Source organism: Streptomyces sp. NBC_00654 (assembly GCF_026341775.1).
Taxonomy (GTDB): domain Bacteria; phylum Actinomycetota; class Actinomycetes; order Streptomycetales; family Streptomycetaceae; genus Streptomyces.
In genome coordinates this window covers 2,476,129-2,497,646 of the sequence record NZ_JAPEOB010000002.1, presented here as the reverse complement: position 1 = coordinate 2,497,646, position 21,518 = coordinate 2,476,129, and the positions used below count along the sequence as shown (strand labels likewise).

General features: G+C 68.3%; 27 protein-coding genes. 13 read left to right on the top strand and 14 right to left on the bottom strand.

Translation table 11 applies throughout. The features are described 5' to 3' along the window. Positions 1-243: 243 nt before the first annotated feature. The 4 genes from leuA (at position 244) to OHA98_RS31395 (ending at position 4,674) form a co-directional block, all read left to right on the top strand. On the top strand, positions 244-2,034 hold the full coding sequence (gene leuA / locus OHA98_RS31410; RefSeq protein ID WP_266930527.1) for a 2-isopropylmalate synthase: 1,791 nt from the start codon (positions 244-246) through the stop codon (positions 2,032-2,034). Positions 2,035-2,238: 204 nt separating this feature from the next. After that, positions 2,239-2,943 carry a TerB family tellurite resistance protein gene (locus OHA98_RS31405; protein ID WP_266930526.1) on the top strand — a complete coding sequence of 235 codons (705 nt, stop codon included), beginning with the start codon at positions 2,239-2,241 and terminating at the stop codon, positions 2,941-2,943. A gap of 147 nt (positions 2,944-3,090) precedes the next feature. Then, complete coding sequence (gene recO, locus OHA98_RS31400; RefSeq protein ID WP_266930524.1) at positions 3,091-3,837, top strand: DNA repair protein RecO; 747 nt, start codon at positions 3,091-3,093, stop codon at positions 3,835-3,837. Positions 3,838-3,858: 21 nt separating this feature from the next. Further along, on the top strand, positions 3,859-4,674 hold the full coding sequence (locus OHA98_RS31395) for an isoprenyl transferase (RefSeq protein WP_266930523.1): 816 nt from the start codon (positions 3,859-3,861) through the stop codon (positions 4,672-4,674). Between the two features lie 112 nt (positions 4,675-4,786). Here OHA98_RS31395 and OHA98_RS31390 read toward each other — a convergent pair whose 3' ends face one another. The 4 genes from OHA98_RS31390 to OHA98_RS31375 all read right to left on the bottom strand — a co-directional run bounded on the left by OHA98_RS31390 (position 4,787) and on the right by OHA98_RS31375 (position 8,137). Next, positions 4,787-5,221 carry a transcriptional repressor gene (locus OHA98_RS31390; RefSeq protein WP_323179655.1) on the bottom strand — a complete coding sequence of 145 codons (435 nt, stop codon included), beginning with the start codon at positions 5,219-5,221 and terminating at the stop codon, positions 4,787-4,789. Positions 5,222-5,289: 68 nt separating this feature from the next. After that, positions 5,290-6,189: a metal ABC transporter permease gene (locus tag OHA98_RS31385; RefSeq protein ID WP_266930998.1), complete on the bottom strand. Its 900-nt coding sequence runs from the start codon at positions 6,187-6,189 to the stop codon at positions 5,290-5,292. Then, complete coding sequence (locus tag OHA98_RS31380; RefSeq protein WP_266930518.1) at positions 6,189-6,971, bottom strand: metal ABC transporter ATP-binding protein; 783 nt, start codon at positions 6,969-6,971, stop codon at positions 6,189-6,191. The genes OHA98_RS31385 and OHA98_RS31380 overlap by 1 nt, the downstream gene beginning before the upstream one ends. Positions 6,972-7,123: 152 nt before the next feature. Further along, the gene (locus tag OHA98_RS31375; protein WP_266930516.1) at positions 7,124-8,137 is read right to left on the bottom strand and encodes a metal ABC transporter substrate-binding protein; all 1,014 of its coding nucleotides are present in this window, start codon (positions 8,135-8,137) and stop codon (positions 7,124-7,126) included. A gap of 220 nt (positions 8,138-8,357) precedes the next feature. Between OHA98_RS31375 and OHA98_RS31370 the strand changes: the two genes are divergently transcribed. From OHA98_RS31370 to OHA98_RS31360, 3 genes are all read left to right on the top strand, one after another. After that, positions 8,358-9,740: a glycine--tRNA ligase gene (locus tag OHA98_RS31370; protein ID WP_266930514.1), complete on the top strand. Its 1,383-nt coding sequence runs from the start codon at positions 8,358-8,360 to the stop codon at positions 9,738-9,740. Between the two features lie 125 nt (positions 9,741-9,865). After that, positions 9,866-10,069 carry a hypothetical protein gene (locus OHA98_RS31365; protein WP_266930512.1) on the top strand — a complete coding sequence of 68 codons (204 nt, stop codon included), beginning with the start codon at positions 9,866-9,868 and terminating at the stop codon, positions 10,067-10,069. A 229-nt stretch (positions 10,070-10,298) separates the two neighbouring features. Further along, positions 10,299-10,526, top strand: coding sequence for a DUF6243 family protein (locus OHA98_RS31360; RefSeq protein ID WP_266930510.1), 228 nt, complete (start codon positions 10,299-10,301; stop codon positions 10,524-10,526). 238 nt (positions 10,527-10,764) lie between these two features. On the opposite strand, the gene OHA98_RS31355 is transcribed toward OHA98_RS31360, so the two are convergent. Next, positions 10,765-11,154 carry a hypothetical protein gene (locus OHA98_RS31355; protein WP_266930508.1) on the bottom strand — a complete coding sequence of 130 codons (390 nt, stop codon included), beginning with the start codon at positions 11,152-11,154 and terminating at the stop codon, positions 10,765-10,767. Between the two features lie 210 nt (positions 11,155-11,364). Next, positions 11,365-11,517 (bottom strand): hypothetical protein, encoded by a 153-nt coding sequence (locus OHA98_RS31350; RefSeq protein WP_266931020.1) that lies wholly within the window; start codon positions 11,515-11,517, stop codon positions 11,365-11,367. Here OHA98_RS31350 and OHA98_RS31345 point away from each other — a divergent pair. After that, the gene (locus OHA98_RS31345; RefSeq protein ID WP_266930996.1) at positions 11,465-12,136 is read left to right on the top strand and encodes a tectonin domain-containing protein; all 672 of its coding nucleotides are present in this window, start codon (positions 11,465-11,467) and stop codon (positions 12,134-12,136) included. The two genes, OHA98_RS31350 and OHA98_RS31345, sit on opposite strands and share 53 nt — an antisense overlap. 192 nt (positions 12,137-12,328) lie before the next feature. On the opposite strand, the gene OHA98_RS31340 is transcribed toward OHA98_RS31345, so the two are convergent. From OHA98_RS31340 to OHA98_RS31325, 4 genes are all read right to left on the bottom strand, one after another. After that, entirely contained in the window at positions 12,329-13,906 is a 1,578-nt protein-coding gene (locus tag OHA98_RS31340) for an MFS transporter (RefSeq protein WP_266930506.1), read from the bottom strand. Positions 13,907-14,250: 344 nt separating this feature from the next. Continuing rightward, positions 14,251-14,859 carry a hypothetical protein gene (locus OHA98_RS31335; RefSeq protein WP_266930504.1) on the bottom strand — a complete coding sequence of 203 codons (609 nt, stop codon included), beginning with the start codon at positions 14,857-14,859 and terminating at the stop codon, positions 14,251-14,253. Next, entirely contained in the window at positions 14,847-15,605 is a 759-nt protein-coding gene (locus OHA98_RS31330) for a hypothetical protein (protein WP_266930502.1), read from the bottom strand. The genes OHA98_RS31335 and OHA98_RS31330 overlap by 13 nt, the downstream gene beginning before the upstream one ends. Further along, positions 15,602-15,859: a hypothetical protein gene (locus OHA98_RS31325; protein ID WP_266930501.1), complete on the bottom strand. Its 258-nt coding sequence runs from the start codon at positions 15,857-15,859 to the stop codon at positions 15,602-15,604. Before OHA98_RS31325 ends, OHA98_RS31330 begins: the two co-directional genes overlap by 4 nt. Positions 15,860-15,962: 103 nt before the next feature. Here OHA98_RS31325 and OHA98_RS31320 point away from each other — a divergent pair, with 103 nt between their 5' ends. The 4 genes from OHA98_RS31320 (at position 15,963) to OHA98_RS31305 (ending at position 17,866) form a co-directional block, all read left to right on the top strand. Further along, on the top strand, positions 15,963-16,778 hold the full coding sequence (locus OHA98_RS31320; protein ID WP_266930499.1) for a helix-turn-helix transcriptional regulator: 816 nt from the start codon (positions 15,963-15,965) through the stop codon (positions 16,776-16,778). Between the two features lie 11 nt (positions 16,779-16,789). Further along, entirely contained in the window at positions 16,790-16,999 is a 210-nt protein-coding gene (locus OHA98_RS31315; RefSeq protein ID WP_266930497.1) for a DUF397 domain-containing protein, read from the top strand. Between the two features lie 234 nt (positions 17,000-17,233). After that, on the top strand, positions 17,234-17,443 hold the full coding sequence (locus OHA98_RS31310) for a DUF397 domain-containing protein (RefSeq protein WP_266930496.1): 210 nt from the start codon (positions 17,234-17,236) through the stop codon (positions 17,441-17,443). Positions 17,444-17,656: 213 nt separating this feature from the next. Continuing rightward, positions 17,657-17,866 carry a DUF397 domain-containing protein gene (locus OHA98_RS31305; protein ID WP_266930494.1) on the top strand — a complete coding sequence of 70 codons (210 nt, stop codon included), beginning with the start codon at positions 17,657-17,659 and terminating at the stop codon, positions 17,864-17,866. A gap of 60 nt (positions 17,867-17,926) precedes the next feature. Here OHA98_RS31305 and OHA98_RS31300 read toward each other — a convergent pair whose 3' ends face one another. The 4 genes from OHA98_RS31300 to OHA98_RS31285 form a co-directional block, all read right to left on the bottom strand. After that, a complete protein-coding gene (locus OHA98_RS31300; RefSeq protein ID WP_266930492.1) occupies positions 17,927-18,061 on the bottom strand; it encodes a hypothetical protein in 135 nt (44 codons plus the stop codon). 102 nt (positions 18,062-18,163) lie between these two features. Beyond that, complete coding sequence (locus OHA98_RS31295; RefSeq protein WP_323179653.1) at positions 18,164-18,637, bottom strand: ATP-binding protein; 474 nt, start codon at positions 18,635-18,637, stop codon at positions 18,164-18,166. A 652-nt stretch (positions 18,638-19,289) separates the two neighbouring features. Further along, entirely contained in the window at positions 19,290-19,916 is a 627-nt protein-coding gene (locus OHA98_RS31290) for a hypothetical protein (protein ID WP_266930488.1), read from the bottom strand. Between the two features lie 145 nt (positions 19,917-20,061). Continuing rightward, the gene (locus tag OHA98_RS31285) at positions 20,062-20,304 is read right to left on the bottom strand and encodes a hypothetical protein (RefSeq protein WP_266930486.1); all 243 of its coding nucleotides are present in this window, start codon (positions 20,302-20,304) and stop codon (positions 20,062-20,064) included. A gap of 88 nt (positions 20,305-20,392) precedes the next feature. Between OHA98_RS31285 and OHA98_RS31280 the strand changes: the two genes are divergently transcribed. Then, positions 20,393-21,409, top strand: coding sequence for a helix-turn-helix transcriptional regulator (locus tag OHA98_RS31280; protein ID WP_266930484.1), 1,017 nt, complete (start codon positions 20,393-20,395; stop codon positions 21,407-21,409). Positions 21,410-21,518 lie beyond the last annotated feature (109 nt).

Genomic DNA, 21,518 nt, shown 5'->3' with positions numbered 1-21,518 from the left:
TTGACGAAATGGAGTGATGAGTCACTGTTTACCCGTCATGGATGCCCGGTCCCGCATACTGATACGGGCCGACGCCCCGGGTGTCACTCGGTTACTCTCGTCGCATCATGCGTTTCGGGCTGCTTCTCCTTAGCTGCCGCGGCGAGGGCCTGTAGTCGTAGGCCGACCCCCTCCCCGCGGAGTCTGGTGCTGCAGCGACACAGTCGGCCGTTCCCCTTGCCGGACCCCGAGGAGCCCTACGCCATGACCGCCACGAACATCTCCGGTGACGCCGATTCCGGTAATTCCGTCGGCCGCCCCACGCCCGTCACCAACGCGACGCAGCTGCAGAAGCCGTCCGGGATGCCGGTCCACAAGTACGCCGGTTACGACGCCGTGGACATCCCCGACCGCACCTGGCCCGACAGCCGGATCACCGTGGCGCCCCGCTGGCTGTCCACCGATCTGCGCGACGGCAACCAGGCGCTGATCGACCCGATGTCCCCGGCCCGCAAGCGCGAGATGTTCGACCTGCTCGTGAGCATGGGCTACAAGGAGATCGAGGTCGGCTTCCCGTCCTCCGGCGAGACCGACTTCGCGTTCGTCCGCTCCATCATCGAAGAGGGCGCGATCCCCGAGGACGTGACGATCTCCGTTCTGACCCAGGCCCGCGAGGAGCTCATCGAGCGCACGGTGGAGTCGCTGGTCGGCGCGCGCCGGGCCACCGTCCATCTGTACAACGCCACCGCCCCCACCTTCCGGCGCGTGGTCTTCCGCGGCTCCAAGGAGCAGGTCAAGCAGATCGCCGTGGACGGCACCCGGCTGGTCATGGAGTACGCCGAGAAGATCCTGGGCCCGGAGACGATCTTCGGCTACCAGTACAGCCCGGAGATCTTCACCGACACCGAGCTGGACTTCGCCCTGGAGGTCTGCGAGGCCGTCTGTGACGTCTGGCAGCCCGAGGAGGGCCGCGAGATCATCCTGAACCTGCCCGCCACCGTGGAGCGTTCGACGCCGTCCACGCACGCGGACCGGTTCGAATGGATGTCGCGCAACCTGTCCCGCCGCGAGTTCGTCTGTCTGTCGGTCCACCCGCACAACGACCGCGGCACCGCCGTCGCCGCCGCCGAGCTGGCCATCATGGCCGGCGCGGACCGGATCGAGGGCTGCCTGTTCGGACAGGGCGAGCGCACCGGCAACGTCGACCTGGTCACGCTGGGCATGAACCTGTTCTCGCAGGGCGTCGACCCGCAGATCGACTTCTCGCAGATCGACGAGATCCGCCGCACCAGCGAGTACTGCAACCAGATGGAGGTCCACCCGCGCCACCCCTACGCGGGCGACCTGGTCTACACCGCCTTCTCCGGCTCCCACCAGGACGCCATCAAGAAGGGCTTCGACGCCATGGAGGCCGACGCGGCCGCCCAGGGCAGGAGCGTGGACGACATCCAGTGGGCGGTGCCGTACCTGCCGATCGACCCGAAGGACGTCGGCCGCTCCTACGAGGCCGTCATCCGGGTCAACTCGCAGTCCGGCAAGGGCGGAATCGCCTACGTCCTGAAGAACGACCACAAGCTGGACCTGCCGCGCCGGATGCAGATCGAGTTCTCCCGGATCATTCAGGCCAAGACCGACGCCGAGGGCGGCGAGGTCACCCCGGCCCAGATCTGGTCCACGTTCCAGGACGAGTACCTGCCGAACCCGCGGAACGCCTGGGGCCGCGTACAGATCCGCTCCGGTCAGACCGTGACCGACACCGACGGCAAGGACACGCTGACCGTCGAGGCCACCGTCGACGGCGCGGACACCGTGCTCACCGGAACCGGCAACGGCCCGATCTCCGCGTTCTTCGAAGCGCTGCAGGCCATCGGTATCGACGCCCGGCTCCTGGACTACACCGAGCACACGATGAGCGAGGGTGCCAGCGCCCAGGCGGCCTCGTACATCGAGTGCGCGATCGACGGCAAGGTGCTGTGGGGCATCGGCATCGACGCCAACACCACGCGCACCTCGCTCAAGGCGGTCGTCTCCGCGGTCAACCGCGCGGCCCGCTGACGCCGTCTCCGTCCCCCCGTACGGGAGTCCGCTTTGATCCCGTAACGGTATGGTCCGCGAACCCCGTCCACCCGACCAGGGTGGGCGGGGTTCGGCCATATCCGGGGGTTGTGACCTCCGGGAGGCTGACGCCACATCACGCATGTGGCTAACATCACGTCCAACACACGGCAATGTTGCCGGAGCGTTACGGAGGTGTGCGACGTGCGGTCAGCCAAAGGACAACGCGCTCTGAGGCCGTTCATCTACGGCATCCGCACCGCCTGGGAGGCCGTCGGCGACGGCGAGTTCTTCTGCCCCGGCTGCGGAGGCGACCGCAACTACCGTCGTCTGACCGGGCGTCGGCGCTTCACCGTGCTCGGTGTGCCGCTGCTGCGGCGCGGCAGCGCGGGCCCCGTCGTCGAATGCACCGTCTGCCGGGAGCACTTCGCCACAGACAGCCTCGACCACCCCACCACCACCCGGTTCTCCGCGATGCTCCGCGAGGCCGTGCACACGGTCACGCTGGGCGTCCTCGCGGCCGGCGGCACCACCTCCCGTACGGTCCTGGACACCGCGGTCGCCACGGTGCGTGAGGCCGGACTGGACGACTGCACCCAGGAACAGCTCTTCACCATCGTCGAGGTGCTCGCCGCCGACACCGGGCACGGCCCCGGCGCCGACCCCGCGGCCGAGGCCTGCGGTGCCACCCTCGCCATCGAGCTGCACGAGGTCCTGGGCCCCCTCGCGCCGCACCTGGCCACCGCCGGGCGGGAATCGGTGCTGCTCCAGGGCGCCAGGATCGCGCTGGCCGACGGCCCGTACAGCCCGGCGGAGCGTGAGGTGCTGACCACGGTCGGCAGCGCGCTCCAGCTCTGCGCCGACGACACCGCCCGCCTCCTCGCGGCCGCCGCCCGCACGCCTTCGTAGCCGGGCCCGTACGCCCGCGTGCGTAGCCGGGGCCCGAGGCCCCCGTACGCCTTCGTAGCCCCGCCCGTACGCCCGCGCAGGGCCGTCCGCGCCCCCTCGTGGCCGCCGCCCGCCCGCCGCGCCTCCGGGGTGGGCGACAATGGGGCCATGAGCTTGTTCCGGGACGACGGCGTCGTGCTGCGCACACAGAAACTGGGCGAGGCCGACCGGATCATCACGATCCTGACCCGCGGCCACGGCCGGGTCCGCGCCGTCGCCCGCGGGGTGCGCCGCACCAAGTCCAAGTTCGGCGCCCGCCTGGAACCCTTCTCCCATGTGGACGTCCAGTTCTTCGCCCGCGGCAGCGAACTGATCGGCCGCGGCCTGCCGCTGTGCACCCAGAGCGAGACGATCGCTCCGTACGGTGGCGGCATCGTCGCCGACTACGCCCGCTACACCGCGGGCACCGCCATGCTGGAGACCGCCGAGCGGTTCACCGACCACGAGGGCGAGCCCGCGGTCCAGCAGTACCTGCTGCTCGTCGGCGGGCTGCGCACCCTGGCGCGGGGCGAACACGCACCCCACCTCATCCTCGACGCGTTCCTGCTGCGCTCCCTCGCGGTCAACGGCTACGCCCCCAGCTTCGAGGACTGTGCGAAGTGCGGAATGCCCGGACCGAACCGGTTCTTCTCCGTCGCGGCGGGCGGCGTCATATGCGGCGACTGCCGGGTGCCCGGGAGCGTCGTACCCTCGGCGGAGGCCCTCGTACTGCTGAGTGCGCTGCTCACCGGTGACTGGGAGACGGCGGACGCGTGCGAGGCGCGGCATGTCAGGGAGGGGAGCGGGCTGGTGTCCGCCTATCTGCACTGGCATCTGGAGCGCGGACTGCGCTCGCTGCGGTACGTAGAGAAGTGACACAGGGAGACTGAGAAGCTCATGGCAGTACGCGGGATCCTCGGCGGCCGTAACCGGCGCACCTACAAGACCCCCGAGCCGCACCCCTCCGGCGCGACGCCTCCGAAGATCCCCGGCGAACTGGTGCCCAAGCACGTCGCCGTCGTGATGGACGGTAACGGCCGCTGGGCCAAGGAGCGCGGTCTCCCGCGCACGGAGGGCCACAAGGTCGGTGAGGGCGTCGTCATGGACGTTCTCAAGGGCTGTATCGAGATGGGCGTCAAGAACCTCTCGCTGTACGCCTTCTCCACCGAGAACTGGAAGCGCTCGCCGGACGAGGTGAAGTTCCTGATGAACTTCAACCGGGACGTGATCCGCCGGCGCCGCGACGAGATGGACGAACTGGGCATCCGCATCCGCTGGGTGGGCCGGATGCCGAAGCTGTGGAAGTCCGTGGTCCAGGAACTCCAGGTCGCCCAGGAGCAGACCGAGGGCAACGACAGGATGACGCTCTACTTCTGCGTCAACTACGGCGGCCGCGCCGAGATCGCCGACGCCGCGCAGCGCATCGCCGAGGACGTGGCGGCGGGGAAGCTCGACCCGTCGAAGGTCAACGAGAAGACGTTCGGGAAGTACCTCTACTACCCGGACATGCCGGACGTGGACCTCTTCGTACGCCCCAGTGGCGAGCAGCGCACGTCCAACTACCTGATCTGGCAGAGCGCGTACGCCGAGATGGTCTTCCAGGACGTCCTGTGGCCGGACTTCGACCGCCGGGACCTGTGGCGCGCCTGCCTGGAGTACGCGCAGCGGGACCGCCGCTTCGGCGGGGCGGAAGAGGCGACGCCCCAGAAGTGACACCTCACAGGTGACGGACGGGAAGTGACGGGCCGGAAGTGACAGGCCGGAAGTGACAGAAAGGGGCGGGTCCGGGGTGTGGTGCACCCCGGACCCGCCCCTCGTCGGCTCGTTACGCCTTCGCCCGCGCGCACTCCGCGCAGGTCCCGAAGATCTCCACGGTGTGTGCGACGTTCACATACCCGTGCTGGGAGGCGATCGTCTCGGCCCACTGCTCCACCGCGGGTCCTTCGACCTCGACGGCCTTGCCGCAGACCCGGCACACCAGATGGTGGTGGTGTTCGCCGGTGGAGCACCGCCGGTACACCGACTCGCCCTCCGTCGTGCGGAGCACATCGACCTCGCCCGCGTCGGCGAGGGACTGCAGGGTGCGGTAGACCGTGGTCAGCCCCACCGAGTCGCCGCGGTGTTTGAGTACATCGTGCAGCTCCTGTGCGCTGCGGAACTCGTCCACCCCGTCGAGCGCCGCCGCGACGGCTGCGCGCTGCCGGGTGGACCGGCCGCGTACCGGGGCTGCGTTCGTGCCACTGATCGGCGCCGTGGCCACTGGTGCCTCCTCGTGTCGCCCGTACATGTGTCGTCGGGTCATTGTGCCAGTCCGGCCCGCTGACACGGTCAGACCGGCACGTCGTCCGTGGCCGGTCGGGCGGCCGGTACTTCCAGGGTGCACCCGTCCTCGTCCGCGGTGCTCGCGCGGGCACGCCGTTTCGCGAGCGGTGTGGCGAGCGCGGTCAGCAGGATGAACGCGGCGATGGCCATCAGCACGATCGTGGCGCCGGGAGGCACGTCCTGGTAGTAGGTCGTCACCGTTCCCGCCAGGGTCACCACCGTGCCGATGACGACGGCCAGCACGAACGTCACCTTGAACGACTTCGAGATCTGCTGCGCCGCCGCGACCGGCACCACCATCAGGGCGCTGACCAGCAGCAGGCCGACGACCCGCATCGCGACGGTGACGGTGACCGCGGCCGTGACCGCGACCAACAGGTTCAGCGCGCGCACCGGCAGCCCGGTGACCCGGGCGAACTCCTCGTCCTGGCTGACGGCGAACAGCTGCCTGCGCAGCCCCACCGTCACCAGCATCACGAAGGCGGCCAGCACGCAGATCGCGGTGACGTCCGATTCGGAGACCGTGGAGAGGGAGCCGAAGAGATACGACATCAGGTTCGCGTTGGAGCCGGTGTCGGACATGTTGATCAGCATCACGCCGCCCGCCATGCCGCCGTAGAAGAGCATGGCCAGGGCGATGTCGCCGCGGGTGTGTCCGTACCAGCGGATCAGCTCCATGACGACCGCGCCGGCCACGGCGACGGCCGTGGCCATCCAGACGGGGCTGGTGGAGAGCAGGAAGCCGAGGCCGACCCCGGTCATCGCGATATGGCCGATGCCGTCGCCCATCAGGGCCTGGCGGCGCTGGACCAGGAAGATACCGATGGCGGGGGCGGTGATGCCGACCAGGACGGCGGCGATCAGGGCCCGCTGCATGAAGGGAGGGTTCAGGAATTCCAGCATGATCAGCTCAGCAGTCCCGTCCGGACGGGCTCGGAAGCCGCGTGGGGGTGTACGTGGTCGTGGCCGGGCAGCGCGTGCTGGCCCAGGGCCTCGGGGGGCGGCCCGTCGTGCGTCACACAGCCGTCGCGCAGCACGATCGCCCGGTCGATCAGGGGCTCCAGCGGGCCGAGCTCGTGCAGGACGAGCAGGACGGAGGTGCCGGCGGCGACCTGCGCGCGCAGGGTCGAGGCGAGGATCTCCTGGCTGGCCAGGTCGACCCCGGCCATCGGCTCGTCCATGATCAGCAGCTCCGGCTCGGAGGCGAGGGCACGGGCGATCAGGACCCGCTGGTGCTGGCCGCCGGACAGGGCGCTCACGGAGTCCTTGGCGCGGTCGGTGAGCCCGACGAGCTCGATGGCCCGGTCGACGGCCGCCCGGTCCGCCCTGCCGGGCAGCCGCAGCTTCGTACGGGACAGCCGCCCGGAGGCCACGACCTCGCGGATCGTGGCCGGGACGCCGCCCGCCGCGGTGGTGCGCTGCGGTACGTAGCCGACTCGGCCCCACTGGCGGAAGCGGCGCAGCTCGGTGCCGAACAGTTCGACGGTGCCGCCGGTGAGCGGGACCTGGCCGATCACGGAGCGTACGGCGGTGGACTTGCCGGAACCGTTGGCGCCGAGCAGGGCGACGACCTCACCGCGGTGGACGGTCAGGTCGACCCCGCGCAGCACGGGGCGCGCGCCGAGGGTGGCCGTGGCGCCGCGCAGGCTGATCACGGCTTCTTTTGCGGTACTCCCGGGCTCCGGCATGAGCGCCTCCGATGCGGCTGTCGACGGGATGGATGGGACGGATGAAGCGGATGCGGTGAATAGGGCGGATGAAGCGGATGTGGTGGACAGTGCGGGTGCGGTGGACAGGGCGGGTGGGGCGGATGAAGCGCGTACGGCGGGTGTGACGTCTGTCACTTCGCGCCGAGTGCCTTCTGGAGCGCCGCCAGATTGGACTCCATGACCTCGGTGTAGTCAGCGCCCTTGGACTTGCCGGTGATTCCCTCCAGCGGGTCCAGGACGCCGGTCTTCAGCCCGGTGTCCTTCGCGAGGGTCCTGGCGGTCTTGTCGCTGGCGAGCGTCTCGAAGAAGACGGTGGTGGCCCCGCTCTTCTCCGCGACGGTGTGGATCTCCTGGATCCGGGCGGGGCTCGGCTCGGCCTCGGGGTCGACGCCGGCGATGCCCTCCTGGGTGAGCCCGTAGCGCTCGGCGAGATAGCCGAAGGCGGAGTGGGTGGTGATGAAGGTCCTGGTGGCGGTGTTCTTCAGGCCCGTCTCGAACGCCGTGTTCAGCGCGCCCAGCTCGTCGACCAGGGCGGTCGTGTTCCGGGCGTAGTCCGCGGCGTGGTCGGGGTCGGCCTTCTGGAGGGACTTCCCGACCCCCTTGGCGACCTCGGCGTACTTCACCGGGTCCAGCCAGATGTGCGGATCGGCGCCGCCCTCCTCGCCGTGGTTGTGCCCGTCGCCCTCTTCGTGCTCCCCGTGGGCTTCCTCGCCCTCGTGCCCGTGCTCCTCCTCGCCCTCGTGGTCATGGCCGCTGACCTGGGCTCCGTGGTTCTCCAGCGTGGTGAGCGTCGCGGCGTCGACGGTGTTCTTCACACCGGACTGCTTGATCGCGTCGTCCACGGCGGGCTGGATGCCCTTGAGGTAGAGGACGTAGTCGGAGTCGCTGATGGAGCCGATCTGGCGGGGGGTGAGCTCCAGGTCGTGCGGCTCGACCCCGGGCTTGGTCAGGCTGGTGACGGCGACGTGCTCGCCGCCGATCCGCTCGGCCAGGAACTGCATCGGATAGAACGACGCCGTCACTTTCAGCTTGCCGCCGTTGCTCCCGTCCGCGGCATCGGAGGCGGAGCAGGCCGAGAGGGCAGTCAGGCCGAGGGTGACTGCGCCGGCGACGGTGGCGGTGGGTATGAGGCGGCGTACGTTCATGACAGTCATTTTCAACAAAAGTGGAAACGATTGTCAACAAGGCTGATGAGATGACCGGAACAGTGCCGGAAGATCGCTGGACCCCCCACCGATTTGATCCGGGGGGTGCGCCCGCCGGTAATCTTGGGCATTCGCCCGCGCCCGATACACGAGCACCACCCCCATCGAGGCGCTCCGCGCCGCCCCTGTCCAATTTCACCGTCGTAATGAAGAGAGCACCGTGGCCGCCGACAAGATCGACACCATCGTCAGCCTGAGCAAGCGCCGTGGCTTCGTCTACCCCTGCAGTGAGATCTACGGCGGTCAGAAGGCCGCCTGGGACTACGGGCCGCTGGGCGTGGAGATGAAGGAGAACCTCAAGCGCCAGTGGTGGCGTTACATGGTCACCTCGCGCGAGGACGTGGTCGGTCTCGACTCGTCGGTCATCCTGGCCCCCGAGGTCTGGGTCGCCTCCGGCCACGTCGCCACCTTCTCGGACCCGCTCACCGAGTGCACCTCCTGCCACAAGCGCTACCGGGCCGACCACCTGGAAGAGGCGTACGAGGAGAAGCACGGCAAGCCCCCCGTCAACGGCCTGGCCGACCTCAACTGCCCCAACTGCGGCAACAAGGGCACGTTCACCGAGCCCAAGCAGTTCTCGGGTCTGCTCTCCACGCACCTCGGCCCGACCCAGGACTCCGGCTCCGTCGCCTACCTGCGTCCCGAGACCGCGCAGGGCATCTTCACCAACTTCGGCCAGGTCCAGCAGACCTCGCGCAAGAAGCCGCCGTTCGGCATCGCGCAGATGGGCAAGTCCTTCCGGAACGAGATCACTCCGGGCAACTTCATCTTCCGCACCCGTGAGTTCGAGCAGATGGAGATGGAGTTCTTCGTCAAGCCGGGCGAGGACGAGGAGTGGCAGGAATACTGGATGGAGCAGCGCTGGAACTGGTACACGGACCTGGGCATGCGCCCGGAGAACATGCGCTGGTTCGAGCACCCGGCGGAGAAGCTCTCCCACTACTCCAAGCGCACCGCTGACATCGAGTACCGCTTCCGCTTCGGCGGCAGCGAGTGGGGCGAGCTGGAAGGCGTCGCCAACCGCACGGACTACGACCTCAAGGCGCACTCCAAGGCCTCGGGCACGGACCTGTCGTACTTCGACCAGGAGGCCGGCGAGCGCTGGACCCCCTACGTCATCGAGCCGGCGGCCGGTGTCGGCCGCGCGATGCTGGCCTTCCTCCTGGACGCCTACATCGAGGACGAGGCGCCCAACGCCAAGGGCGTCATGGAGAAGCGCACCGTAATGCGTCTCGACCCGCGCCTGGCCCCGGTCAAGGTCGCCGTCCTGCCGCTGTCCCGCAACCCGCAGCTCTCGCCGAAGGCCAAGGGTCTCGCCACCGACCTGCGCAAGAACTGGAACATCGAGTTCGACGACGCGGGCGCCATCGGCCGCCGCTACCGTCGCCAGGACGAGATCGGTACGCCGTTCTGCGTCACCGTCGACTTCGACACCCTCGACGACAACGCGGTGACCGTGCGTGAGCGCGACACCATGCAGCAGGAGCGCGTCTCCCTGGACCAGATCCAGTCCTACCTGGGCGCCCGCCTGCTCGGCTGCTGACACCCGTTTCGCGCCCGGCATCCGGGCGCACGCGTGCGACATCGGCGAAGCCCCCGGTTCCGTGTACGGAGCCGGGGGCTTCGTTGCACACTGGGGCCCACGCTCCCCCCCCCCAGGAGGCACGCATGCCGTCCATGACCACGAGCAGGGTCAGCAGATGGGACCAGCACGGCCGTGAACACACTGTCCAGGTCAGCAAGTCGGGGATGCAGCGGCAGCTGATCTGCGGCACCTGCGGATGGCGCAGAGGAGCGCAGTTCCTGCCCTGGCTGAAGGCCGAGGAGCACCTGGCGGAGGAGCATCAGGCGACGGTCGATCCGACGGTCTGAACGCTCCCCACCAGGTCAAACGGTCCGCCGGGCCAATCGGCGGCCTGCCCGGACACCCCCGTGCGGCGGGAAAGCGGGTGCTGGTCACCGTTCGGCCGAGGTACGGTTCCCTCATGTCGTCGTTCTTCCAGATCTACGAGTGAGAGCGCGGCGGGCACGACCTCCCGCCGCTCACCGGATCGATTCAGATCAGTTCATTCCTGACTTCTCACCATGATGGGAGAACGCCGTGGCCAAGAGCCGCAACAACCTCCTCGGCGTCGGCGGGCAGCGCAAGAAGCTGTCCCGCGCCGAACAGCAGGGCGCGGGCCCCGCACGCAATGCCGACCGCAAGACGGCCGAGGAGAAGAAGCAGGAACTGCTGCGCAAGATGCGCGAACGCGCCGGCGCCGGCCAGGCCGACCAGTCGGACCAGCCCGCCCAGGGCCAGTCCGCGTCGTCGTCCGACGCGAGCTGACGCGCTCTCAACTCCCGTACGGGTTCCGGTAAGGAATCCGGAACGCGTTCCCGTACGAGTCTCCGTGCGGGTTCCCGTACGTCCGTGGGCCCGGAACACCTCAGGTGTTCCGGGCCCACGTCTGTCGCCGCCGGATGCCCGGCCGGCGAGCGGGGCGCTGTGCGGCAGGGGGAGCCTCAGGGGCGGTCGCCGGAGTCGATACGCCCCCGGCGGACTGCTGATGGTGAAGCGCGGGTACTCATGCCGAGTCCGCTGGGCCTCGCTTGTCCGCGACGTGGACGACGTGGAGTTCGGTGCCGTCCTGGTGGCGCTTGGAGCGTCCGAACAGTCCGACGGCGATCTCTGACCGGTCTTGAAGTTCATCAGGGCCGACATAGGTGAGGACGTCGTTGTGGTGCCCGGTGACGACCCATCCCTCGGCGTCCACGAGGTCGATCACCCCGAAGTCCCCTGCCGGAGATCCGGCATGCACCTGGCCGAACTGCTTCAGGATCTCTGTGGCCTGCTCAGCAAGCTCTCCACTGGGAGCGGTCAGGACGACACAAGTGCCCTGCTCGAAGAGCACCCAGGACTTGCGAGGGTCGACGAGAATCCGCTGCCAGACATCTACCAGTATCTGAGTCTCCATGGCGGTCATCCTGCCGCAGGGCACTGACACAGGCTGTTGACCGACTGACGCCTGGGCCGGGATGCGTGTCCATCCCCCTTGGGTGGGACAGGGCTTCCAGCCGAAATGAGCCCGGCCCGTCCCCTGTCGGCCTCCGCCGGCGGGGCGTCGGGAAACGAAACGTTGATCTGCTGGCTCGTTTGGGATTCGGGCAGGAGTTCGCCCGTCTCATCAGTTCGTCGCATCGCTGAGGATGGCATCCGGTATCGGTTCGAGGAAGGGTGATTGCGCCATGGCGGACTGGGTGAAGGTCGCGGGAAGCCTCACGGCGATTTCGGCGGGGTCGAGGACGACGGTGTGGGGGGTGAACGCGGCGAACGCCATCTACCGGTACACCAACTACGACGGCAGTCCGTGGATCAACATCCCGGGATCGTTGAGTGACATCGGTGCCGCGTCGGACGGCACCGTGTGGGGTGTCAACGCGGGAAATCAGATCTACCGGTACACCGGGGACCAGTCCACGACGAACTGGGTGGGCATCAACGGGAGCCTGGTCCGCATCGACGCGGGCTCCCGGACGAACGTGTGGGGCGTCGACTCCGCCGGGGGTATCTACCGGTACACGAACCACGACGCGAACCCGTGGATCAAGATCCCCGGATCGTTGAGCGACATCGGGGCCGCGGCGGACGGCACCGTGTGGGGCGTCAACAGTGGCAACCGCATCTACCGGTACACCGGCGACCAGGACCCCTCGGACCCGTGGGCGGACGTCCCCGGCAGCCTCAAGCGGATCGCGGTGGGCTCCCGGACCAACGTATGGGGCGTCGACCCGGCGGGCAGCATCTACCGCTACACCAACAACGACGCCAGCGGCACCAACCCGTGGATCAAGATCCCCGGTACCGCCACCGACATCGCCGCCGGCGCCGACGGCACCGTATGGCACATCAACAGCGCAGGCGACATCTACCGGTACACCGGGGACCAGCCGAGCTGATCGTCGGTTCCGTCGACAGCCGGCCGTCTCCGCTGCACCCACACCGCGAGCCGGCCCGACGCAGAGAACTCAGAACCTCACATCAGGATGGGGTGGGGCGGGGTGGGACCGGCCGGAATCGAACCAGCGTCCTCCTCCGTCAGGTAGAGGCGCGACAGCCACCGCGACTCCAGCCCCACCCCGCTCGTGATCCTAGAAACCACCCACACCCGTGCGTTCCGGCTGTCGGACTGCTTCAACCGCGTCCATGGATGTGTCCGGAGTGACTGGACCGGTCCCGTCGGTTTGCTGCTTCCTCGCGTTGATCGTGATCAGGGTGATCACCAGGCCTCCGACGAAGAGAGCGGCGGCCACGAGGAACGCGGTGGTGTATCCGTGCGTGAGGGCTGCTCCCGCCTTGTGTACCAGTCCGAGTTCGCGGGTGGCCAGGGCGTTGTAGAAGGACTCGGCCGCTCGGGGAAGTCTGGCGTCGGCCGCGTTGGTCGAAATGGTGGTGAGGACGGCGAGGCCGAGGGCTCCGCCGATCTGCTGAGCCGCGTTCAGGAGGGCGGAGCTGATGCCGGTGTCCTGGTCGGTGACGCCACTCACCGCGCCGAGAGTCAGCGGGACGAAGGTGACACCCAGCCCGAACGCGGTGATGAACATCGCGGGCATGAGGGCGGTGGCGAAGCCCGACGTGGGGGTCAGCATGTGCATCCAGACCATGCCACCCGTGGCGATGACGAGTCCCGGTGCGATCACCGTGCGCGGGGCGAACCTCGCGACGAGTTTGGAGCTGACGCCTGCCGCCATGGCCATGCCGAGGCTGAAGGGCAGGTAGGCGAGGCCGGTCTTGATCGGGCTGTAGCCGAGGATCTGCTGCATGTACAGGGTCAGGAAGTAGAAGGTGGCGAACATGCCCGCGCCGACAAAGAGCATCGTGGTGTAGCTGCCCGCCCGGTTCCGGTCCTTCCACAGGCGCAGCGGCATCATCGGGTTCGAGGTGCGCGCCTGGATCGCGACGAACGCCGCGAGCAGTACGGCAGCGGCAGTGCCCGAGCCGATGGTCAGCGCGTCCGTCCAGCCGCTCTCGCCACCCCGGACGATCGCGTAGACGAGGGCGACCAGACCGGCGGTGCCGGTGATGGCGCCGGGAACGTCGAGGCGGCCGCGGTGCCGGTCGCCGTCGCTGAGTACGCGGGTACCGGCGAGGACCGCGAGTCCTATGGGGATGTTGATGAAGAACACCCAGCGCCAGTCCAGGTAGGAGGTGAGTACGCCTCCCAGGAGCAGGCCCACGGTGGAGCCGATGCCGGCCATGCCCGCGTACACACCCATCGCGGTGTTGCGCGGCTTCCCTTCGGGGAAGGTGGTCGCTACCAGCGAGAGTGCCGCAGGCGCGGCGATCGCGGCGCTGACGCCCTGAATGACTCGTGCCGCGATCAGGAGGCCCTCGTTCGGGGCCAGGCCGCCCAGAAGGGAGGCGAGGGTGAAGGCGGCGATGCCTGTCCGGAACACTCGGCGGCGTCCGAACAGATCGCCTACCCGGCCGCCGAGGAGGAGCAACCCGCCGAACGCGAGTGCGTAGGCGTTGACCGTCCAGGCCAGGCTGGAGGAGGAGACGTCCAGGTCGGACTGGATGTTGGGCAGTGCGATGTTCATGATCGTGCTGTCGAGCACGACCATCAGCTGGGCGGCGGCGATGACGAAGAGGGCCAGGCCCAGACGGCTGTTGCCGCCTGGACCGTCCGAAGAGGCCTTCGCGGTCTTCGGCGTGGTGCTGATGGGCATGGGGCTTTCCAAGTGATCAGGGGTGCGGCCACGAGGGCCGACCACGAAGTGCGACGGCGTGCAGCCGGGCGCTCCGGTGAGGCTGGGCCTGGATGGGCGCGCCGCCTCAGGCCGTGACCGCACGGCTTCTGCGGGCCGGGGCTGAATCCATCGGGAGGGACGCAGATACCCCACCGGGGTAATGCGACTCTATACCCCCGGAGGGTATAAGTGAAAATGATTGTCCTTCCCCATGCGGGGGCGGCGCCGCTGTCCTCCCCGGGGGCACCGAGGGCAAGGGCCGACCAGGAGTTCCGCCCTCGCCCGCGTCAGGATCGCCCGCCGTCGTGTCGTGGGGTGAGGGGTTACGGGTGGTCCACGACTTTCACGCCGTGTAGTTGGCGGATGAGGAGGGAGGCGAGCATGCCGGGGTGGCGGGGTTGGTTGTAGGGGGAGAGTTGGCCGTTGTCGGTGGTGGTCCAGCCGGTGGTGGTGAGGGTGTAGAGGGTTCCGGCTACGCCGTGGGGGTGGGGTTTGCGTACGCGGAGGAGGGTGTGTTCGCCGTGGCGGAGGAAGGGGCATTGGCGGGCGGATACCCGGGCGTGTTCGGTGCAGAGCGGGGGCATGGTGGTGAGGGATTTCTCGGGCCAGGTGGGGGGTGAGTCCTGGCGTCGCCAGTCGATGAAGAGCCAGCCGTCCTTGTTGCGGTCGGCGGGCCGGGCGCAGATCTGGCAGAGGAGCTGTTCCATGCAGGTGCGCTGGCGGGTGGGGTGGAGGGAGTCGTACTGGATGTGTCCGGGGTCGTCGGATTCCTCGACGCGTACCCACAGGTTGCCGTGCTTGTCCCGGTCTTCGGGGCGTTCGTCCCGGTAGACGAGGTGGGGCCCTTTCGCGGTGAACCCGATGCCCAACGCGGATTGCAGGGTGCCCCTGTCGCTGCTCCGTGAGGCGACGTATGGGGTCAGGAGAGGCATGGTTCCTCCGCGTGGTGGGTGGTGGTCCGGGGTGGCCGGGCGGGTTGGGCAGGTTGGGCGGTGAGGGTGAGGTGGAGGCCGGTGGCGGGGTCGGTGACGGTGAGCAGGGTGGTGGAGCCGGTTTCGAGGTGGTGGAGTGCGTGGGCCTGGTGCTGGTCGGTGGTGGCCCAGGTGCGGAGTGCTGTGGGGGCGTGGGTGCTGTGGAAGGTGACCGGCCGGACGTCGTTGCTCGTGTGGGTCCAGGGGGTGGTGCCTGGGGGTATGGGCTGTCCGTGTGCGTCGGCGAGGCGGAGTGCTTGTGTGCGGAGCCAGCGCAGGGCGAGGCGTCGGTTGGGTGCGGTGGTCCGGCCGAGGGGGACGGGGTGTGGTGTGGTCCCGGTGGTCATGGTGATCTCGGCGATGTAGGTCGTGTCGGTGGTGGTTGCCGGGGTGTGGTCGCCGGAGTCGGGGCCGGGGCGGGGGTGGTTGAGATGCCGGAGCAGGTCGCCCGCCGCTTCGACGGCGTGGAGTTCGGCGGTGTGTTCCGCGTCGCGCCGGTGGATCGCGGCGTCCAGTCCGGCGAGGAACAGGGCCCGGTAGGCGGGGTCGGTCTCGATGCGTCGCAGCTCGGTGAACAGCGGCTGGGGCCGGGGTGGTTGTGGGGTGAGGGCCCGTATGATCCGGCGGGCGTACTGGCGGACGAGGAGTGCGGCGGCTCCTGCGGTGAGGGCGAGCCGGACGGGTAAGTGGGCGAAGGGCCTGGTCACAGCAGCCGGCCCTCGCTCCGGGCGTTGCGCCGTGCGTTCTCGGCCCGAAGACGCTCTATGCGGTCCACGGGGCGGACGTTCTCGGGTGCGGCTTCCCATTCCTGTCCGCCGCAGACCGGCCGGAGCGACCAGTAGGGGCCGGCGGTCCCACGGAACTCGCCCACGCGGTCGGCGCGGCTGGTGTCGACCACGAGGGTGCCGGGGGCGGGAGTGTGGGGGGTGTGTCCGTTCGGGAAACCGTCTACTGCACACACGATCGTGCCTCTCCGTAGCTGTTCCACTACCAAGGCGACCCAGCGTGACCTACTCTGACGGCACCTTCAACCTCCGCGAGATTGAATGATGGAAAGGCAACAGGTGGCGAATCGTAAGGAGTTAGACCCGGCAGCGAGCCCCCGCGCTGCCTTCGGGGAGCGTCTGCGCAGGCTGCGTGAGGAGCGTGGTTGGACGCAGGAGGAGTTGGCTCGGCGTACGGGATACTCCGCGTCCCACATTTCCGGTGTCGAAACTGGTTCCCGAACTCCAACTTCCGCGTTCACTGCAAGTGCTGACCGAGCCTTCGGGACGGGAGAAGCGCTGACCCGGCAGGGCGCGGCAACGCGCGACAGCGCGATACTCGACGGCTTCCCTGAGTTCGTCGTGCAGGAGGGGCAGGCCACAGAGATCCGGCTCTTTGAAATGGGCCTGATGCCGGGTCTGTTTCAGACTCTGGCATATGCCACTGCCGTGACCATGGGTGCAGTACGGCGCGGCGCAATCACCGAACTGCAGGCAGAGGAACGCCTTGCGCTGCTTACACGGCGTCAAGATTCACTCGCCCGTACTCCGCCGCCGCAGGTGTATGCCGTGCTCGATGAAAGCTGCATCCGGCAGCACGTGGGCGGGCCCGGGGTCATGGCGGAACAACTGGATCATCTCGCGATGATTGCTGACATGCCGAACACGGTCGTGCAGGTGGCCCCGTTCCGACTCGGCGAACGCCGCTCGCTGAACAAGCCGGTGACTCTGGTCACGATGGTGGACAGGGCACACATGGCCTACGCGGAGTCCGCACACTCGGGCCAGTTGGAACGTGACATGAGGTTCGTCGGGCCCCTGCTCACGTCCTACCATCAGCTACAGGCCGAAGCGCTATCGCAGGCTGACTCCGTGGCTCTGATCAGCCAGGTATGAAAGGGCACCTCGTGACGACCGATTCTTTCCACTGGTTCAAGTCTTCCTATAGCTCCGATGGTGGCCAGTGCGTGGAGGTTGCTACCAACCTTGCCCCCGCGTACGGCGTAGTCCCCGTCCGTGACTCCAAGGATCTGTGCGGCCCGACTCTGGACTTCCCCGCCAGCTCGTTCGCGTCGTTCGTGGCGGGTGTGAAGGCCGGAGAGTTCGGCACGGTCTGAACCCCCGGTTCTTTGCGAGCCGGACAGCCCCATCGTGCATTCGCATGATGGGGCTTCGCGCTGTCCCGGCGGCTGGCTTACGCCGTACACCGAGTCCGTCCAGTCGTGGCTACCTGGGCCGGGAACGTACTTCACTTCTGCCGGTGTTGGTTGCCTACTGTCCATGGAGGTCGGGGGGCGTTGGGCCGGACCGGCATCCGTGGCAATGATCGAACACTTGCGAAAGGGCAGCCCGTGACGACCGAATCCCCCCGTTGGTTCACGTCCTCCTACAGCAGCAACGGTGGACAGTGCATCGAGGCCGCTGCCAACTTCGCCGTGTCGCGCGGCGTGGTCCCCGTGCGTGACTCCAAGGATCTGTGCGGCCCCACTCTGGACTTCCCCGCCAGCTCGTTCGCGTTGTTCGTGGCGGGTGTGAAGGCCGGAGAGGTCGGCACGGTCTGAGCCCCCGGCTCCACGCCGAGCCGGACGGCCCCGCCGTGTCCAGCATGGTGGGGCTTCGCGCTGTCCCGATGGTCAGCTCACGCCGTACCCCGAGACCGTTCGGCGCCGGGTCAACTGCACTGGAAATGCATCCCACTTCTGTCCAAGCAGTCGGCTGACCGCCAGACTGGCGGCATTCGTGGCCGTGATTGAGCAGGTACGAAAGGGCACCTCATGACGACCGAATCCCCCCGTTGGTTCACGTCCTCCTACAGCAGCAACGGTGGACAGTGCATCGAGGTCGCTGCCAACTTCGCCGTGTCGCGCGGCGTGGTCCCCGTGCGTGACTCCAAGGATCTGTGCGGCCCCACTCTGGACTTCCCCGCCAGCTCGTTCGCGTCGTTCGTGGCAGGCGTGAAGGCCGGAGAGTTCGGCACGGTCTGAACCCCCGGCTTCTCGCCGAGCCGGACAAGCCCCATCGTGCGTTCGCATGGTGGGGCTTCGTCACGCGGCCTCCCTCGTCACGTGCTTCGGTCCCGACGACTGGTACGGGGTCGCCTGGTGCCCCTCCATCTCGTCGAGACCGGCCTCGACCCGGTCCTCAGGGCCGAGCCGGCCCCGGACGCCAACGAGTGACATCACCCGCCTCTACGGGCCGCGCCTCGTTCGGAGAGGCCAACCCGACGACTTGACCCGATAGACACGGCACAGTGGCCATGGTGGGCGCTCTCCGCGCGTTGTCTATGACAGGGGCGGATCAAACAGGTCCAGTTCGGCCGGCGTCGGGGCCTCGAACTGGCTCTGGCACTCCCTGAGCAGCTCGGCCGTCAGCACGACCGAGCCGGGCTCCTGGTTCCGGAGGGCGATGCGCCGCTCCAGTTCCGCCATCGGCACCTTGAGGTAGCGCAGTTCGACCTCGGCCCCGAGCGCGCGAGCGCGGAGCCGCTTCTCGTCGCGTTCCGGACGCTGCCAGAACCCGTTCTCCAAGATCACAACGGCTCCGGAAACCAGCAGATCCTGGGCGTGCTGCCACAGGCGACGTTCGATGCGGTCCCGGGCCTCACTGTCGAAGAGGTCGAAGCCCAGGTCCGTAAGCCATTCGTCCGGGCACAGGCGCACGGCGGACAGTTCCCGTTCCAACTTCTTGGCCACCGTGGTCTTCCCGGCACCGGGAAGACCGCACAGCAGCACCAGTCTTGATCGTCGACCGTCCATGATCACCTGCCTTTCGTCGAGCCTTCGCGGAGATCATCGCTCCTGTGGTGGTGAAGGTGAAGCGAGTTTCAAGGGCCCGCCGAGGCGGCATCCCTCAAGATCTACTTTCGGGGCCCGCCCTGGACGGCTGAGTCCGGTCTCCCGGCCGGTTGCGAGTGCCTCACCGTCGGCCGGGGCCATGCCGCAGGGCACCGGTACGGAGTCCGTGATCCAGCACGTAGAGTGCGTCGATGAGGTCGCCAAGTCGGGTTTCATGCACGGAACTTGGAGGCCCTTTTCCTCGTCCTCCCGTCCGAACTCCGGTCCATCACCCGGACAGGGTCGCGCACACGCTGACTCACCGGAGTCCCACCGTCATGCCGGACACCACCTCGGCCGACCTCGGTCCCGCGACGTCCTGGCCCGCTACCACCGGGCGATGATCGACAAGCCTGCGGACGATCTTGCTGCTGGGTACGCTGCCGACGCCGTGCACGAGTTCCCGTTTCTCGGCTTTCCGGGCGTGCCCGAGCGCTGCCAGGGACGCGAAGAGGTCCGTGCGGGCTATGGGACGGCCTGGGGCGCGAGCCCGGCACGGCAGCGGATGTGCGGACATCGATCACGACCTCACACACACGTTGGAGCCCAAGCACCCGGCCGGGCCCCACCCTCCTCACACCTCGGCAGCCGCGACACCTGCCTCCGGGCGCAGCACCGGCAGTCCGGCCCGCAGCCGTTCCAGGAACTCCGGCACGTCGATGCTTTCGTCTTCCGGGTCGACGACCTCGGCGACGAACGACTCCACAATGTTCTCGCTGCTGAAGTCCGCTTCGTCATCGTTGCCGTAGTTGTCCACCAGGAGAGCGCCGGGGGCGGAAACGCGGAGATCGTGGTCGTAGTTGATGACCCAAGGGGTCTCCACGGTGCCGGTCTCCAGGATGCCGCTGTTGTAGTCGCCGTAGACGAGATGAGTGAAGGCGCCGCTCTTGATGTAGATCTCGCAGTCGCCGCCCTCCAGGGTCTCGGCCCGGGTGGTACCGCCGACGTAGAGCCCCGGCAGAGACCCGTAGAGCGCGATGGGGCCGGACACCGTCAGATCGCCGGTGATCACCACCAGGTCCACGCCGTCCAGATTCCCGATCCCGGCGACGGCTTCGAGGAAGCCCCCCTCCAGTTCCAGATCGCCGTCGAAGAGCAGGACATGGTCATAGTCGCCCTCGAAGGAGGCGGAGAGAGCCGGAACAAGACGAGTGTCGGCCTCTGCGAAGGAGAGGCGTTCGGGTGCGGGCTTGTTGGTCATGTGGGTGACGATAGGAGACGGGTATGACAGTCCTTCCATGTCCTTGTGGTCATCCGGATCCTTATGGTCATCCGGCGCACCGCCCCGGGCCCGGGGCGGAGGCCGTTCAGCTCTCGGTGTGCTGGTCGAGCAGCGCCGCGCATTCTCACGACTCGACGCGCCGTAGCCGGTCAGCACTGTGCGGTGGCGCCGCCGTCATCCAGGTAGGCGTCGTAGATCCACACCCCGGGCTGCTTCCGTTGCCGTCCCGGATCCATGTCCAGGTGTTGCCGTAGCTGTTCACGGAGTAGCAGTCGTAGTGGACCGCGGTGCCACCGCTGACGTACCCCACCGTGGTGCAGGTCCCGTACGGACCGGTGTGTATGGCCGCGCTGGACGGGATCACCATGGTGCCCATGGGATTTCGCCGCCGGAGACGGCTCTTGCGACGTGATTCGACGTAGCCCGCAGGACGGCGAATCGGGAAAATCAGCGGCATGACCTTGCGGATTCACTTCACGGCTGCGGATCTCGCGTGCACGCGCCTGGCACCGGCGCCTCGGCCGCTGCTGGAGCTGGACATCGCGTTGCGCATCCTGCAGGAGCGGACGTACCCCATACGGTTCGGTGCCTGGCGGCAGGAGTCGTTCAAGCGTCTGTCGCCAAAGGTCCGGCTGCTCTTCGACCTGGTCTCTCCGACGGGGTTCTCGGTCGACTTCCTCACCCCCGCGGACGCCGGAAGTCCCGAGGCGGTACTGGACAAGGTGCGCGCCACTCCCCGTCGGCAGATCCGCGGGGAGATGGAGCGGTGGGCGAGCCGCCGGCGCACGGTGCCGGCCTGGACTCAGCGGCTCGGTGACGATCCTGCGGTGTTACGGCAGCTCACCGACACCCTGGAGCACGTCCATACGCAGGTGGTCGCGCCGTACCAGCCCCGGATCGATGTGCTGGCCGACGCGGACCGGGCATTGCGGATGCTGCAATTGGCCCAGGGCGGTGTGCAGGCGCTGTTGACCGGGCTGAACCCGCGGTGCGTGCGGTGGAACCCTCCGGTGCTGGAGCTGACCATGGCCTCGGGAAGCAGCGGCGACGTTCACCTCGAAGGCCGTGGGCTGCTGCTGGTGCCGTCATTGTTCGGGGCGGTTTTTCCCGCCCTGGACGACGGAGCCGAGCCCCAGCCGTTCATGACCTTTCCGATCCGCCACGACGAGCGCGTCCTCGTTCCGCCGCAGGCACAGACCGCGGCCGTACTGGCGACGATCCCCAGGGTGCTGTCCGCGCTCCTGGGACGCACCCGGGCCACGGTGTTGTGCGCGATCGCCGATCACCCCGGCTGCACCACCACGGAGCTCGCCCGCCACGCGGGCATTTCCCTCGCCAGTGCCAGCGAGCACGCCACCATCCTGCGCTCCACCGGTTTCACCGCCACCACTCGTCACCGCAACGCGGTCTTGCACACCCTCACCCCCGCCGGGACCGCGCTTCTCAACACCTCCTCCGCCCAGGCGGGTTGATCTTCATCGGCCCCCGGGCCGGCTCACCCCTCCCCGGGGAGAAATACCTCGTCCATGGAGGGCGATGTCCCTACCCTTGGTCCGAGCGGGGCTGCGCGCGTTCCCCGCA